Consider the following 14,832-nt stretch of genomic DNA (forward strand, 5'->3'; position numbering starts at 1 on the left):
GTTACGCCAATTGTCCAGGATCCCGTTCCGGAAGTGGGCGTTCGACGATTCGTGGTCGGCCGACGGGATGACGCACGCGGCGCTTGGCGGATAGGTAGACGCCTGCGGTCCGTTCGGCCACCTCGGACCAGGAGAAGTCGGCGGTGAGACGGTCACGGGCGCGTCGGGCACGATCGGCGGCGGCGCCAGGATCGGCGAGGGTGGCGCGGACGGCAGCAGCCAGGCCCGACACGTCGGCGGGTGCGAAGGTCAGACCCGTGATCGGCTCGGTGACCGCCTCGCCCAGGCCCCCGGCCGTCGACACCACCAGCGGCGCACCGGTGGCCGCGGCCTCGAGGGCGACGATGCCGAACGGTTCGTAGCGGCTCGGCAGCACGATCGCCGAGCAACGATGCATGAGGCCGACGAGCTCGTCGTGGCCGACCGCGCCGACGAACTGCACGGCCTTGCTCACGCGATGCCGGCGTGCCTGCTCGACCAGCCACTCCTGTTGGGTTCCGGTACCGGCGACGGTGAGTGTGGTGCCCGGGTGGGTGCGTCGGATGCGGGGGAGCGCGGCAAGCAGATCCTGCACGCCCTTCTCGTACTCCAGACGTCCGGCGAACAGGAGTTCTGGCGGTCCGGGTTGCGGCGTGCGCGGTGCGAACGGCCAGGTGGTGATGTCGATGCCGTTGTGGATGACCTGGATGTCGGCCAGCGGTGAGCTCGGCGCACGGACCGCGTCGTCGGCAACCTGCGCTGCGGGGCCGAAAAGCCGGAACACCTCGTCGCGCATGGATTCCGAGCAGGTGATGATGGCGTCGGACTCGGTCGCCAGCCACCACTCGACCGAATGCACCTGCCGATTGGTGCGACCACTCACCCAGCCGCTGTGCCGGCCTGCCTCGGTGGCGTGGATGGTGGTGACCAGCGGGCAGTCGAAGAACTCGGCGAGAGTGATCGCCGGATGCGCGACCAGCCAGTCGTGGGCGTGTACCACCTCGGGTGTCCATGTCGTATCGGACAGCGAGTTGCGTTCGCCGGCAAGAATTTTCAGCCCGGCACGGATGAACGCGTGACCCATGGCGAGGGTCCACGGCATCATGTCGGCGCCGAACTCGAACTCCGGCGGATCCTCGGCGACCGCGATCACCCGTACGCCGTCAACTACCTGATCGGTGGTCGGGTGGGTCACCGCATCGGTCCCCGACGGCCGTCGCGTGAGCACGACGATCTCGTGGCCCTGCGTCGCGAGTTCGGTGGCGAGATGGTGGACGTGGCGGCCAAGCCCGCCGACGACCACAGGCGGGTACTCCCACGAGACAAGCAGAATTCTCATCGTGTGCCCCCTGCGGCGTCGGTCAGCGTGTCCCCGAGTCGCAGCCTGCGCGCGTCGAGCCCCGGAAAGAGACCGTCGGCCCTCTGCCATCCCGCAGCGAGTCGTGCTGCCGTGGTGTGGCGGCCGCGCATCGCGGCGTCGCAGATCTCGCGGGTGGCGTGCGCGTGCGTGTGCGCTCGCCCTACAGCGTAGTTCGCGGCCGTGTCCTTGGACACCATGAACGGCCAGTCGGACGCGACGGTCAGCAGCGTCTCCCGCAGGATCTGGTCGGCGACGCGGTCACGTCCACCCCCTTCGCCCAGCAGTTTGGCGACGGTGTCGAGAGCGGTCTCGGTGACCTCTGCATTGAGGTCGACGAGGTGTTGTACCTGTGGACCGTCCCACACCCGCCAGTCCTTGCCCGAACCCCACGACGACGGACCCAGATCGACTGCGTCGCCGACGAATCCATCCCTGGTGGCCTGTGCGAGCGTCCCGACCCGCACCCCGGCCTCGGGTAGACGCCGCAGCACGCGTTCGAGCCAGCGCGGGCCCTCGTACCACCAGTGCCCGAACAGTTCGGTGTCGAAGGCCGCCACCACCAGCGCCGGTCGGCCGATCCGGTCGGATTCGGTGCGCAACCGGCGGACGACATGCTCGACGAAGTCGTCGACATGGCGGTCGATGACCGCGTCCACCCGGGCCGGGTCGTAAGGTCGCTTGCCTTCGCCGGGCACCGACCGGCCAGTCACGCGGAAACTCTTGAACCCGGTCTCGTGGTCGTAGGTGTGAAAGTCCCGGTATGCGGCGTGGCCCGGGTATCCGGATTTCGGCGACCACACGCGATAGCTCACCTGCAGGTCACGGCCATAGGCGACCACATTGCTGTCACCAACCGGTCGGCCGAGGGCCGTGTCGCCGTGCAGCGTCGGCCCATCGACCATGAAGTGCCCGACGCCCGCGTTCTGGTACTCAGTCTCCATCCCGGGCGCGAACGCGCACTCGGGTGCCCAGATCCCTGCCGGATCAAAGCCCCACCGTGCCCGAGCGTCGGCGAGGCCTTCGCGCACTGAGAACTGGCGCAGCCGCGGGTCGAGTAGAGGTGCAAAAGGATGGGCAAGGGGGCCGCCGAGGACCTCGATGACGCCGGAGGTCGCCAGTGATCGGATGAGGGGCGACGCGCCGTGGCGCCACCGTGTCTCGAAATCGGCGAGTGCTGTTGCGGCCACGCGATATTCGCGTCGGCCCGACTCTGCGCGCACGGCGTCGGCGGAGCCGGCCGCGTCGTAGGCACGCAACTGCCAGTCCGCCAGCCACGTGTGCATCGAGGAACAGCAGTGCGGATCGTCGAGCTGAGCGGCGAGGACCGGGGTGATGCCGAGGGACAGCTGATTCTCGAAGCCGTCGGCCGCGAGACGGTTCAGGACGTCGAAGACAGGGAGGTACGACCCGGCCCACGACTGATAGAGCCATTCCTCGCCGACCGGCCATCGCCCGTGGTTGGCGAGCCAGGGCAGGTGCGAATGCAGGACCAGGGTGAACTGGCCCGGCGCCGAACCGTCACCGCCGCCCACGCGTCAGACCCGGACCGCGAGCGCGAAGAGATCCAGCGATGTCTCGATGTCCGCTTCCGCTGCGTCGGCGATGTCGAAGTCCGACGCCGCGATCGATGCGACGTCGGAGGTCAGTTCGTCGGGCCAGTCGATCCCGGCCAGTGCGCGCTCGATCTGGGCGTCGATGATCGAACCGCCCCACTTCTCGTCGAGGTGCCGCAGCGTCGCGCCGTGGTGAACGCCCAGCATGGTGGAAACCTCGAAGCCGCCGTGGACGAGCAGTTCGGTGAGTTCGGCGGCTGAGAGCTCGCGCGTATGGAAGGGGTTGAGGGGCGTATCGCGGCCGGGAGAGAAGGTGATCCGGTTGGGCGTCGACATCAGCAGCTGACCGCCCGGCCGCAGGACCCGGCGGCATTCGGCGACGAACGCGGGCTGGTCCCACAGATGTTCGATCACCTGGAAGTTGACGACGATGTCGACCGAGGCATCGGGCAGCGGCAGATCGATCAGGTTTGCCTGGTGCACGATCAGTCCGGGGTAGCGGCGGCGCGTGTGCTCGACAGCGCTCTGGTCATAGTCGACGCAGGTCACCGAGTTGGCGACCGTCGCGATCATTGCGGCGCCATAACCCTCGCCGGAGCCGGCCTCGAGAATGTCGCGTCCCGCGCACCGAGCGACGATGTGGTCGTAGGCGACCTCGTGCCGCCGAAACCAGTAGTTCTCTGCGGGAATGCCCGGAACGGTCCGCTCGCCGGTGAGCGCCAGCCGCACGTCGGCGGGGAGGTCCTCGAGGGTCCGGTCCTGGTCGGTCATCCACACGACACTAGGGCATGGCTGTGAGGTGTCGGACGCGGCAACCGGACAACGGGACCGAACGAGCGTCCGTTCCACAAGCATTGTGTGAGGTAGTCGATGTTTAGTGGGATCATAGGAGACGCTAAAGTGGGGGAGACCGATCGCTCCTTACTCGTCGGTAAGGTGCGCGAACCCGATGCAGGAGGTCGACGTAGACCCATGACAAACATTGTCGTTCTGATCAAGCAGGTGCCCGATACGTGGTCCGAGCGCAAGCTCACCGACGGTGACTTCACCCTCGACCGCGAGGCCGCGGACGCCGTGCTCGACGAGATCAACGAGCGCGCCGTCGAAGAGGCGCTCAAGATCAAAGAAGCCGACGGTGGTGAGGTCACGGTGCTGACCGCAGGACCCGAGCGGGCCACCGAGGCGATCCGCAAGGCGCTGTCGATGGGCGCCGACAAGGCCATCCACATCAAGGATGACCTGCTCCACGGCTCCGACTCGGTCCAGACCGCCTACGTGCTGGCCCGTGCGCTCGGCACCGTCGAGGGCGTCGAGCTCGTCATCGCCGGCAACGAGGCCACCGACGGTCGCGTCGGCGCCATCCCGGCCATGATCGCCGAGTACCTCGAACTGCCGCACCTCACGCACCTGCGCAAGCTGACCCTGGAGGGCGAGAAGCTCACCGGCGAGCGCGAGACCGACGACGGCATCTACCACATCGAGGCCGAGCTGCCCGCGATCGTCAGCGTCAACGAGAAGATCAACGAGCCGCGCTTCCCGTCCTTCAAGGGCATCATGGCCGCGAAGAAGAAGGAAGTCGCCGTTCTCACTCTCGCCGAGATCGACGTCGAGCCGAGTGACGTGGGCCTGGAGAATGCGGGCACCGCGGTTACCGCTTCCACCCCGAAGCCTCCGAAGACCGCCGGTGAGCGCGTCACCGACGAGGGCGACGGCGGCACGAAGGTCGCCGAGTACCTGGTGGGCCAGAAAATCATCTGAGCGACTCCACGCACACAACGGCAACCCACAGACATTTCAGGAGAGACAGAACAATGGCAGAAGTACTCGTGCTCGTGGAGCAGGACGCCGAAGGCGCCCTGAAGAAGGTCACCAGTGAGCTCATCACCGCCGCGCGTGCCCTCGGCACCCCGTCGGCGGTCGTCGTCGGCGGCCCGGGCAAGGCCGACGGCATCATCGACGGCCTGAAGGAGGCCGGCGCGGAGAAGATCTACGTCGCCGAGTCCGACGACGCGGCGTCGTACCTGATCAGCCCCAAGGTCGACGTGCTGTCGTCGATCGCCGAGGACGTGTCGCCCGCCGGCATCGTGGTCGCCGCGACCGCCGACGGCAAGGAGATCGCCGGACGCCTGGGCGTGCGCCTGGGTTCGGGCGTGCTCGCCGACGTCATCGAGATCAAGGAAGGCGGCGTCGGAATCCACTCGATCTTCGGTGGCGCCTTCACCGTCGACGCTCAGGCCAAGGGTGACACCCCCGTCTTCTCGGTGCGTCCGGGTGGCGTCGAGGCCGCTCCGCAGGCCGGTGCCGGCGAGCGGGTCGACGTCGAGGTTCCGGCCGCCGCCGAGAACGCCGTGAAGATCACCAAGGTCGAGCCGAACGTCGGCGGCGACCGTCCGGAGCTCACCGAGGCCTCGATCGTGGTCTCCGGTGGACGCGGTGTCGGTTCGGCCGACAAGTTCTCGGTCGTCGAGGAGCTCGCCGACTCGCTCGGTGCCGCAGTCGGCGCCTCGCGTGCCGCTGTGGACTCCGGCTACTACCCGGGTCAGTTCCAGGTCGGCCAGACCGGCAAGACCGTGTCGCCGCAGCTCTACGTCGCGCTCGGCATCTCCGGCGCGATCCAGCACCGCGCCGGTATGCAGACCTCGAAGACCATCGTCGCGGTCAACAAGGACGAAGAGGCACCGATCTTCGAGATCTCCGATTTCGGTGTGGTCGGCGACCTGTTCAACGTCGCGCCGCAGCTGACCGAAGAGGTCAAGAAGCGCAAGTGATGCGCTGAGATCTCGGCTGACGCAGCCGCCGACGACCCCCGACCTGCCCGGTCGGGGGTCGTCGCGTTTTGTATTCGCCTGCGCGTCGGCATGTGTTCAGGTCGGTTCGGGTGAGTTCACGCGATCTGTCCCGACATGACACGGTGCGGTAGCCGCGTCGACGCCCACTGTCGATTTCATTCGGGACATGAACACCATGCAGTTTCTGTCCCGGGTCGGCACCGCTCGTGCTGGGGTGCCGATCACCGTGATCACTGCCGGGCCGATCCGGATCGTGGTGTCCGACGACCCGACCGACATCGTTGCCGCTCAGCGTTTGCGCTACCGCGTTTTCGCCGACGAACCGGGCTTCTCCGACACCATCGGCGACCCGCTCACCGAACGCGACGCCGATCGGTTCGACGCTTTCTGTGAACACCTCATCGTCCATCACGAGTCCGATGGCGTCATCGGCTGTGCCCGACTCCTACCGCCGACCCGCGCCATCGCGGCGGGGGGTTGGTACGGGGCGGGTGAATTCGACCTCTCCGAACTCGCCGCCATCGCGTCGTCGACGGTCGAGATGGGTCGGGCCTGTGTGGCCGATGCCCATCGTTGCGGCACGGTGACCGCGCTCATGTGGGCGGCGCTGCTGCGCTATATGGACGTCGGCGGATACCAGCACCTCATCGGATGTGTGTCGGTGCCGCTCACGGGTCCCGGCGAGGCGCCGGTCGATCGCGGCCGGGCGTTGCGCACGATCCACGACACCCTGCTCGAGAAGCACCGAGAGGTGCGCTGGCGAGTCCGCCCGCACGAAGCGGCTCGCGTCGACGGTCGGCTGCTCACCGATCTCGAGCCCGCGGAGGAGGCGCAGATTCCGGCGCTGATGCGCGGGTACTTACGGCTCGGCGCCCGGGTGTGCGGTGAACCCGCGGTCGACGAGGACTTCGACACCGCCGATTTCCTCACGGTCCTCGACCGCCAGGGCGCCAACGCCCGGTACCTGGATCGCCTGTCAGCCAGCCTGGTTCGGCTCGGGAGCCTGTCGTGAGCGCCGCGGTGGGCCATGAATTGCACGCGGCCCCCGCGCTGACGACCGGGCACCACCACGGCTGGTATCCGATCAGCCCGTGCGCGTCCGGCTGCGTCGACGACGCGAAAGTGGTTGCCGGGCGAGTCCTGGTGGCGCTGAGGCTGATTCGGTTGTTCCTGGTCATGGCGACCATCGCGATGTGTGCGTTCGTCATCGTGCCGATGCCGAGGCTGGCGCGTCGAGGGTTCATTCGCCGATCCGCCCGCATGGTGATAGCCGCGCTCGGCATGACGGTGGAATTCGATGACCGGCGCCCCTTCGCCGGAAGTGCCCGCGGCCTGTTGGTGGCCAACCACATCTCCTTCCTCGATGTCTTCGCCGTGGCGACCGTGACACCCTCGCATTTCGTCGCGAAATCAGAGGTCGCGGCGATTCCGGTGATCTCGACGATCGCGCGTCGTGTCGGTGTGATCCCGATCGAGCGGGCGTCGCTGCGGCTCCTGCCGAACACGCTCGACGTCGCCGTCGAACGCCTGCACCAGGATTCGACGGTCGCCGTGTTCCCCGAGGGCACCACTCGATGCGGGCAGGCGATGGGTGCGTTTCGGCCGGCGTTCTTCCAGGCCGCGATCGACGCGCGCGTGCCGGTGATTCCGGTGCGACTGACCTTCACCGTCGGCGGCGCCACGGCGACGGCAGCCAGTTTCATCGGCGACGACAGTCTGGTCGACACCCTGCGACGCGTTCTCCGCATGCGCGGGCTGACGGTGACTGTCCGCATGCACGAACCGCAGCTGCCTGGCACGGACCGTCGTGAACTTGCCCGCCGGTGCGAGCGGATCATTGCCGGACATGGTGAGCCGGCGGTCGCGCTTGCCGCATGATGGTCGCAGTGAGGGGACCCCGGTTGAAGTGACATCGAGTGTTTCCTCATATATTTTGCTAGAAGCGGCTCGTTAGTGGGGTCGAGCCGCCAAACTCTCGAGGAGGCCATCGGTGACGTCCGCGACCAAACTGACCCGCGACGAGGCGATCGCAAAGTTCGCCGAACTGCGTGCTGTCGAAGGAGTGGTCGACGACGCCGACCTCGACTCCGTGTGGGCTGGACTGGCCACACTCCGGCCCGAGGAGATGCTCGGCGCCTGGAAGGGTGGCGAGTTCGTCACCGGTCACGCCATCAACGGCATGCTCGACAAGGCGGGCTGGTACGGCAAGACCTTCATCTCGCGCAGCGAGGTGCAGCCTCTCGTCTGTCGTGATGCCGACGGCAAGCTGTACTCCAACAAGAAGCTGGGCAAGGGCGAGGCGAGTCTGTGGGCGGTCGAGTTCCGCGGTGAGGTCACCGCGTCGATGGTCTACGACGGCCAGCCGGTGATCGACCACTTCAAGCGGGTCGACGACACCACCGTCATGGGCATCATGAACGGCAAGGGCGGCGTCGTCGACGGTCGTCACTTCTACTTCTATCTCGAGCGCGCCTGAGAGGCTTCCACTCCCTGATCAGCGGAAATGTGAATACGCCTCGCCTGCAAAATCTAGGGGAAGAGTTTCTTCCCCGGGGTTCACAGTCGTCCCCTAGAAATTCCTAGGGGAGGACTCCAAGAGTGGGGGACGAGATTTCTTCCCCTAGTTTCTTGGGCGGCAAAGGGCGCTTTCTGTGCTCGACGACGATGTTCGGAGTCCGAGGACCGTGCTCGACAGCGTCCTCTGTGATGGTTGACCGCGACGGAGGCTTCGCCGACCTCCGAGGCGCGTCGTCGGCGTGTCGCGATTTCAGAAACCGCGTGTCTGGTCAGAAACCCGAGGCGCACCAGCGGTTTCTGGCCACACCTGCGGTTTCTGGCGACAAGTGCGGTTTCTGCGATGAGGCCGCGCGCTTCCCGCGTCCACGATCGTCGGCAACGCCGGCGGAGGGACGCTGCGTGAGGCTGACCTACGCTCGCGTCTTGCCAGCGTGAAGCGACGTCACGCTCGCGACTCAGTCGGCAGGTGGGGCTCTTTCCGCCCTCAGGATCTCCCGGTGATGAGGTCAGCTGCCCTACTGCGATCGTTGATCTCGCTGGAATTTGTCGGTGCGCCGAGCGCGTCTATCCTGGTTGACGATGTCCATGTCCTCCCGTGTGCCCTCTCGCTCACCCGTCTACCTCGATCACGCCGCGTCCACGACCATGCTGCCCGCTGCGATCGAGGCGATGACGGCTGTCTTCGCGCAGCCGGGCAACGCGTCGTCGTTGCACGGATCCGGGCGCCGGGCGCGCAGGCAACTCGAAGAGGCGCGCGAGTCGATAGCGGCGTCGGTGGGTGCCCGGCCGTCCGAGGTGATCTTCACCGGCGGTGGAACCGAGGCCGACAATCTCGCCGTCAAGGGAATCTACTGGGCGCGTCGCGCGGCCGATGATCGTCGTCGACGGATTGTGGTGTCGGCTGTCGAGCATCACGCGGTCCTCGACCCCGCCCAGTGGCTCGCCGACGAGTCGGGCGCCGAACTGGTGATCCTGCCGGTCGATGCCGACGGGATCGTGTCCGCGGCTGACCTACGGGCCGAACTGGAGGCACACGCCGACGAGACCGCACTGGTGTCGGTCATGTGGGCCAACAACGAGGTCGGCAGCATTGCGCCGATCGCCACGCTCGCCGCGCTCGGCGCCGAGTTCGGGGTACCGGTGCACTCGGATGCGATTCAGGCGGTCGGGCACGTGCCGGTCGACTTCGCCGCCAGCGGTCTGGCCGCACTGAGCATCGCCGCGCACAAGTTCGGCGGCCCACAGGGTGCCGGCGTCCTGCTGCTCGGCCGTGACGTCGACTGCGTGCCTCTGCTGCACGGCGGTGGACACGAACGTGACGTCCGGTCCGGTACACAAGATGTCGCGAGTGCCGTGGGCATGGCCGCAGCATTGCGCTGGTGTGTCGAGCACCTGGACGAGAACGCCGCACACATGAAGCGGCTGCAGGGCCGGCTTTCCGAGGTGCTGTTGTCGCTGGATGGCACCACGCTCAACGGCGCCGAACTGAACGGTGCAGGGGGCGACCTCCGGCTGCCCGGCAACGTGCACGTGTCGTTCGCGGGCTGTGAGGGTGACTCGCTGCTGATGCTCCTCGACGCGAAGGGCGTCGAGTGCTCCACGGGTTCGGCCTGCACCGCAGGTGTCGCCCAGGCGAGCCATGTGCTTCTGGCGATGGGACTCGGCATGGCCGACGCTCGGTCGTCGCTGCGATTCTCGTTGTCGCCGTTCACCACCGACGCCGAGATCGACAGGGTTGCCGACGTGATCGGCGAGGTCGTCGATCGTGCACGTGCGGCCGGATTGGTCTCGGTACCCAGCGGTGCGATGGCGCGCGAGGGGGTGCGCTGATGCGGGTTCTTGCGGCGATGAGCGGTGGCGTCGACTCGGCGGTCGCGGCCGCCCGCGCGGTCGATGCCGGCCATGAGGTCGTCGGGGTGCACCTCGCGCTGTCGACGGCACCTGGAGCGTTGCGGACCGGGTCGCGCGGGTGCTGCTCGCGCGAGGACGCCTCGGACGCCCGTCGCGCAGCCGACGTTCTCGGCATACCGTTCTACGTCTGGGATTTCGCCGACCGGTTCAAGGACGACGTGATCGACGAGTTCGTGGCGGCGTATGCGGCCGGGCAGACTCCCAATCCGTGTCTGACCTGCAACGAGAAGGTCAAGTTCGCGGCCCTCGCCGACAAGGCCGTGGCACTCGGCTTCGACGCGCTGGCCACCGGACACTACGCCCGTCTACACGACGGAGAACTGCGCCGCGCGGTGGACGCCGACAAGGATCAGTCCTACGTGCTCGCGGTGCTGAATCACGACCAGCTCTCACGAGCGTTGTTCCCGGTCGGCGATACGCCCAAGGGTGAGATCCGGGCCGAGGCGGCCCGACGCGGACTCTCGGTCGCCAACAAGCCCGACTCCCACGACATCTGCTTCATCCCGAGCGGCGACACGCGTGCGTTCCTGGGTGCGCGGATCGGCCTGCGCCCGGGTGCGGTGGTCGATGCGGGCACCGGCGACCGGCTCGCCGATCACGACGGTGTCCACGGATTCACCATCGGGCAGCGCAAGGGCCTCGGTATCGATGCGCCCGCGGCCGACGGCCGGCCCCGCTACGTGACCGACATCGACCCCGAATCGGGCACGGTCACGGTCGGGACGGCCGCCGACCTGGAGGTCTGGACGATCACGGCGCGCCGCGCCGTGTGGACGTCCGGTACGACACCCGAGGGGCCCATCGACTGCGTCGTGCAGGTGCGCGCTCATGGCGGACTCGCGCCCGCCCGTGCCACGCCTGTCGTCGTCGACGGTGAGCCCGGTATCGAGATCGCACTGAGCGAACCGCTGACCGGCGTCGCTCGTGGTCAGGCGGCCGTGCTGTATCTGCCCGACGCCGAACGCGGCGACCTCGTCCTCGGTTGCGGGCGGATCTCCGCGACCAGCGCAGCGCCTGCGGTCGCGTCGAGCGCTCGGTGAGCACACCCGACCACTCGGCCGACGCTCTGCCCGCCGGTGTCGGTACCGGTATCGGCTCGATGCCCGGCACCGACGCCCGCTCTGCGGCCGCCATCGTCAACGGTGAGCTCGACTTCGCCCACCTCGTCGAACTGCCCGGTCGTGGGCTGGGAGCCGACATGATCGGGCGAATGGCGGCGATTCTCGTCGACCTTCCGATGGACACCGGCACGTGGGGTTACCGGTTGGCGCAGCGTCCGTCGCGGCTCACCAGGCGCGCGACAGACCTGCTGCACGAAGATCTCGACATGGTCGAAGAGATTTGGGAGACAGCGGGTTTCGTCGGTTCCGGTCGCCCGTTCAAGGTTCAGGTGGCCGGACCGTTCACCACGGCCGCATCGGTGGAACTGCGGGGTGGGCACAAGGTGCTGGCCGATCGCGGTGCTGTCCGTGACGTGGTGGCCTCCTGCGCCGAGGGGCTGCGCGAGCATGCCGGCGAGGTGGCTCGCCGGCTCGGCGCGCATGTCGTCGTGCAACTCGACGAGCCGATGATCGGCGCGGTGATCGACGGTGCCGTCAAGCCGTTGACCCGATTCGATGTCCTGGACGCGATTCCTGTGGCCGAGGTCGCGGAGTCGCTGCGTGAGCTCATAGACGTCGTCGGCCGACCGACGATCTTCCACAACTGCAGCGCGCCGCGGTGGGATCTGGTGCAGCGACTGCCCGGTGTGGCGTTGTCCGCCGACCTGAGTGCGCCCACCGCCCGCGACCTCGACGGTATCGGCGCCCTGATCGACCGTGGCGACACGCTGCTGGCGGGCGTGGTGCCCGCGGTCTCGTCGGACCGACGAGTGCACTCCGACGCGGTCGCCACGTCACTCGCCGCGCTCACCGATCGGGTCGGTCTTAATCGAAAAGTACTGGCGCAGAACGTGATCGTGACACCCACGTGCGGCCTTGCGGGTGCATCGGAGTCGTGGTCGAAACAAGCACTGGCGGTCACTGCACAGGCCGGGCATCTCCTGGCCACCGACCCCGACGCCCTCTGACCTCGTCGACCGGGCGTCCCAAACCCCGTTGGCTGGGCGTCGGAAATCGTTGACAGTGCGTCCCAAAACCGTTGACTGGGCGTTTCAAACCGTTGACTGGGCGTTTCAGTCGGCGTCGAGCTTGGCGACGCTGCGCTTGGGTGCGATCTGTCGATAGCTCGCATCGAGTAGTTCGGCCACCTCGGTCCAGTCCATCCGGGGTTTGAGGAGCAGTCCCAACCACCCGTACGGACCGAGGTACGCGGGCATGAAGAACCGCGGATCTTCTTCCAGTGCTTGACGTTCCGACTCGTCGGGGATGAACAGGATGCTCTGGTCGTGGCGCTCCTTGCTGCCCCTGACGCTGCCCCCGTAGTTCGCGAACATCTTGCCGCAGCGGAATGTCGGCCGTCCGTGTGCGACGACTTCGGTGGCGTCGGGGAGTGCAAGCGCTATCTCGCGAACCCGGATGAGGCACGGGTCATTGTCGTCGAACATGATCGGGTGCGGCATGCCACGACGATAGATCGGTTCGATCGGGCTGTCAGGCCCCTCCGATAGGCTCGGTTTTGTGGCAGACGAACCGGCATTGGATGACACGGACCTACGTGAGCAGTGGTCGACGCTCGCCGACGAGATCCGCGAGCATCAGTTCCGCTACTACGTGAAGGACGCGCCGGTCATCACCGACGGTGAGTTCGACGTCTTGCTGCGTCGCCTCCAGGATCTCGAGGACAATCACCCCGAGCTCGCAACCCCCGATTCGCCGACCAAGCTGGTCGGTGGTGGTTTCTCCACGGCATTCACTCCGTCGGACCATCTCGAGCGAATGATGTCGCTGGACAACGTCTTCGACGCCGACGAGATGCGCGCGTGGGTCGAGCGGGTCGACGCCGACGCGGGTGCGCAGGTGGAGTTCCTGTGTGAGCTCAAGATCGACGGGGTCGCGCTCGCGCTCGTCTACGAGAACGGCGTGCTGGTGCGCGGCGTCACCCGCGGCGACGGACGCACCGGTGAGGACGTCACGCTCAACGCACGCACCATCGACGACATCCCACAGCGCCTCACCGCCTCCGACGAGTACCCGATACCCGACGTGCTGGAGGTGCGTGGCGAGGTCTTCTTCCGGGTCGAGGACTTCGAGGCACTGAATGCGTCACTGGTTGCCGACGGCAAGGCCCCGTTCGCGAATCCGCGCAACTCGGCTGCCGGGTCGCTGCGTCAGAAGAATCCGCAGATCACGGCGCGTCGCAGGCTGCGGATGATCTGTCACGGCATCGGGCACACCGAGGGCTGGCGTCCCGAGTCGTTGCACGACGCGTACCTGGCGCTCGGCGCATGGGGTCTCCCGGTGTCGACACACACCACCAAGGCGTGCGGGGTAGGCGAGATCTTGGACAAGATCGCCTACTGGGGTGAGCACCGGCACGACGTCGAGCACGAGATCGACGGCATCGTGGTGAAAGCCGACGACGTCACCGTGCAACGACGCCTCGGTTCGACGTCTCGCGCGCCACGATGGGCGATCGCCTACAAATACCCGCCCGAGGAGGCGACGACGAAACTGCTCGACATCATGGTGGGTGTCGGCCGCACCGGTCGGGTCACCCCGTTCGCGGTGCTCGAACCTGTACTGGTCGCCGGGTCCACGGTGTCGCGGGCCACGTTGCACAACCAGTCCGAGGTAAAGCGCAAGGGTGTCCTGATCGGTGACACGGTCACCATCCGCAAGGCCGGTGACGTCATCCCCGAGGTGCTCGGTCCCGTCGTCGACCTCCGTGACGGGTCGGAGCGTGCGTTCGTCATGCCTGACAAATGTCCGGAATGCGGTGCGCCGCTTCGGCCGGAGAAGGACAGCGACGTCGACATCCGGTGTCCCAACCAGGAGACCTGCCCGGCGCAGTTGCGGGAGCGGTTGTTCCACCTGGCGGGGCGCGGTTCCTTCGACATCGAGGCCCTCGGCTATGAGGCGGCCGCGGCATTGCTCACCGCCGAGGTGATCACCAACGAGGGCGACCTCTTCTCCCTCACCGCCGACGATCTCTCCCGCACAGAGCTGTTCACCACCAAGGCCGGCGCGCTCTCGGCCAACGGCAAGCGCCTGCTCGCCAACCTCGACAACGCCAAAAAGGTTCCACTGTGGCGGGTGCTGGTCGGATTGTCGATTCGACACGTGGGGCCGACGGCGGCGCGGGCGCTGGCCACCGAATTCGGTTCGCTCACCGCGATCGAGGATGCCGACGTCGAGCAGCTTGCCGGTGTCGAGGGGCTGGGAACGACGCTGGCACAGAGCATCCACGATTGGTTCGAGGTGGACTGGCATCGGAAGATCGTCGAAAAGTGGCGTGCCGCAGGGGTATCCATGGAAGACGAGCGCGACGAGTCGATCGCGCGGACGCTCGAGGGCAAGACCGTCGTCGTGACCGGCTCACTACAGGACTTCTCCCGTGACGGGGCGAAAGAAGCGATCCTGCAACGTGGCGGGAAGGCGTCGGGCTCGGTGTCGAAGAAGACCGATTACGTGGTTGTCGGCGATTCACCGGGCAGCAAGGCCGCCAAGGCCGAACAACTCGGCGTTCCCGTCCTCGACGAGGACGCGTTCAAGCAACTGCTCGAGACGGGAGAGGCGCCGGCGGTCGAACAATGACCGGCCGACTGTGCACGGTCAACGCTTCG

At 67.2% G+C, this 14,832-nt stretch carries 13 protein-coding genes; 9 read left to right on the forward strand and 4 right to left on the reverse strand.

Translation table 11 applies throughout. The features are described 5' to 3' along the window. Position 1 precedes the first annotated feature (1 nt). The 3 genes from MKW15_RS10200 to MKW15_RS10210 are packed head-to-tail and all read right to left on the reverse strand — an operon-like array spanning position 2 to position 3,663. Entirely contained in the window at positions 2-1,318 is a 1,317-nt protein-coding gene (locus tag MKW15_RS10200) for a glycosyltransferase family 4 protein (protein WP_240857504.1), read from the reverse strand. Further along, the gene (locus MKW15_RS10205; protein WP_240857505.1) at positions 1,315-2,871 is read right to left on the reverse strand and encodes a 1,4-alpha-glucan branching protein domain-containing protein; all 1,557 of its coding nucleotides are present in this window, start codon (positions 2,869-2,871) and stop codon (positions 1,315-1,317) included. The genes MKW15_RS10200 and MKW15_RS10205 overlap by 4 nt, the downstream gene beginning before the upstream one ends. 3 nt (positions 2,872-2,874) lie before the next feature. Next, entirely contained in the window at positions 2,875-3,663 is a 789-nt protein-coding gene (locus tag MKW15_RS10210) for a class I SAM-dependent methyltransferase (protein ID WP_240857506.1), read from the reverse strand. Between the two features lie 201 nt (positions 3,664-3,864). On the opposite strand from MKW15_RS10210, the gene MKW15_RS10215 reads away from it, so the two are divergent. The 8 genes from MKW15_RS10215 (at position 3,865) to MKW15_RS10250 (ending at position 12,177) form a co-directional block, all read left to right on the forward strand. Beyond that, positions 3,865-4,650 carry an electron transfer flavoprotein subunit beta/FixA family protein gene (locus tag MKW15_RS10215; RefSeq protein WP_240857507.1) on the forward strand — a complete coding sequence of 262 codons (786 nt, stop codon included), beginning with the start codon at positions 3,865-3,867 and terminating at the stop codon, positions 4,648-4,650. A gap of 53 nt (positions 4,651-4,703) precedes the next feature. Beyond that, positions 4,704-5,660 (forward strand): electron transfer flavoprotein subunit alpha/FixB family protein, encoded by a 957-nt coding sequence (locus MKW15_RS10220; RefSeq protein WP_240857508.1) that lies wholly within the window; start codon positions 4,704-4,706, stop codon positions 5,658-5,660. A gap of 187 nt (positions 5,661-5,847) precedes the next feature. Further along, positions 5,848-6,693: a GNAT family N-acetyltransferase gene (locus MKW15_RS10225; RefSeq protein WP_240857509.1), complete on the forward strand. Its 846-nt coding sequence runs from the start codon at positions 5,848-5,850 to the stop codon at positions 6,691-6,693. Next, entirely contained in the window at positions 6,690-7,559 is an 870-nt protein-coding gene (locus MKW15_RS10230) for a lysophospholipid acyltransferase family protein (protein ID WP_240857510.1), read from the forward strand. The genes MKW15_RS10225 and MKW15_RS10230 overlap by 4 nt, the downstream gene beginning before the upstream one ends. Positions 7,560-7,671: 112 nt before the next feature. Further along, positions 7,672-8,157 (forward strand): DUF4334 domain-containing protein, encoded by a 486-nt coding sequence (locus MKW15_RS10235; RefSeq protein WP_374246867.1) that lies wholly within the window; start codon positions 7,672-7,674, stop codon positions 8,155-8,157. A gap of 620 nt (positions 8,158-8,777) precedes the next feature. Next, on the forward strand, positions 8,778-10,028 hold the full coding sequence (locus tag MKW15_RS10240) for a cysteine desulfurase family protein (RefSeq protein WP_240857511.1): 1,251 nt from the start codon (positions 8,778-8,780) through the stop codon (positions 10,026-10,028). Next, the gene (mnmA, locus tag MKW15_RS10245) at positions 10,028-11,149 is read left to right on the forward strand and encodes a tRNA 2-thiouridine(34) synthase MnmA (protein ID WP_240857512.1); all 1,122 of its coding nucleotides are present in this window, start codon (positions 10,028-10,030) and stop codon (positions 11,147-11,149) included. The genes MKW15_RS10240 and mnmA overlap by 1 nt, the downstream gene beginning before the upstream one ends. Beyond that, positions 11,146-12,177, forward strand: coding sequence for a uroporphyrinogen decarboxylase/cobalamine-independent methonine synthase family protein (locus tag MKW15_RS10250; RefSeq protein WP_308221035.1), 1,032 nt, complete (start codon positions 11,146-11,148; stop codon positions 12,175-12,177). Before mnmA ends, MKW15_RS10250 begins: the two co-directional genes overlap by 4 nt. A gap of 105 nt (positions 12,178-12,282) precedes the next feature. Here the strand turns inward: MKW15_RS10250 and MKW15_RS10255 are convergent, their stop codons facing one another. Further along, positions 12,283-12,669 carry an MmcQ/YjbR family DNA-binding protein gene (locus MKW15_RS10255; RefSeq protein WP_240857513.1) on the reverse strand — a complete coding sequence of 129 codons (387 nt, stop codon included), beginning with the start codon at positions 12,667-12,669 and terminating at the stop codon, positions 12,283-12,285. A gap of 58 nt (positions 12,670-12,727) precedes the next feature. On the opposite strand from MKW15_RS10255, the gene ligA reads away from it, so the two are divergent. Next, entirely contained in the window at positions 12,728-14,803 is a 2,076-nt protein-coding gene (ligA, locus tag MKW15_RS10260; protein ID WP_240857514.1) for an NAD-dependent DNA ligase LigA, read from the forward strand. Positions 14,804-14,832 lie beyond the last annotated feature (29 nt).

This window comes from Gordonia gummivorans (genome assembly GCF_022513585.1).
Lineage (GTDB): Bacteria > Actinomycetota > Actinomycetes > Mycobacteriales > Mycobacteriaceae > Gordonia.

Excerpts from the sequence above, each read along its gene's own strand:
- MKW15_RS10215 (WP_240857507.1), top strand. The coding sequence starts at position 3,865 with ATGACAAACATTGTCGTTCTGATCAAGCAGGTGCCCGATACGTGGTCC.
- MKW15_RS10200 (WP_240857504.1), bottom strand. The coding sequence starts at position 1,318 with ATGAGAATTCTGCTTGTCTCGTGGGAGTACCCGCCTGTGGTCGTCGGC.
- MKW15_RS10220 (WP_240857508.1), top strand. The coding sequence starts at position 4,704 with ATGGCAGAAGTACTCGTGCTCGTGGAGCAGGACGCCGAAGGCGCCCTG.
- MKW15_RS10255 (WP_240857513.1), bottom strand. The coding sequence starts at position 12,669 with ATGCCGCACCCGATCATGTTCGACGACAATGACCCGTGCCTCATCCGG.
- mnmA (WP_240857512.1), top strand. The coding sequence starts at position 10,028 with ATGCGGGTTCTTGCGGCGATGAGCGGTGGCGTCGACTCGGCGGTCGCG.
- MKW15_RS10210 (WP_240857506.1), bottom strand. The coding sequence starts at position 3,663 with ATGACCGACCAGGACCGGACCCTCGAGGACCTCCCCGCCGACGTGCGG.
- MKW15_RS10240 (WP_240857511.1), top strand. The coding sequence starts at position 8,778 with ATGTCCATGTCCTCCCGTGTGCCCTCTCGCTCACCCGTCTACCTCGAT.
- MKW15_RS10225 (WP_240857509.1), top strand. The coding sequence starts at position 5,848 with ATGAACACCATGCAGTTTCTGTCCCGGGTCGGCACCGCTCGTGCTGGG.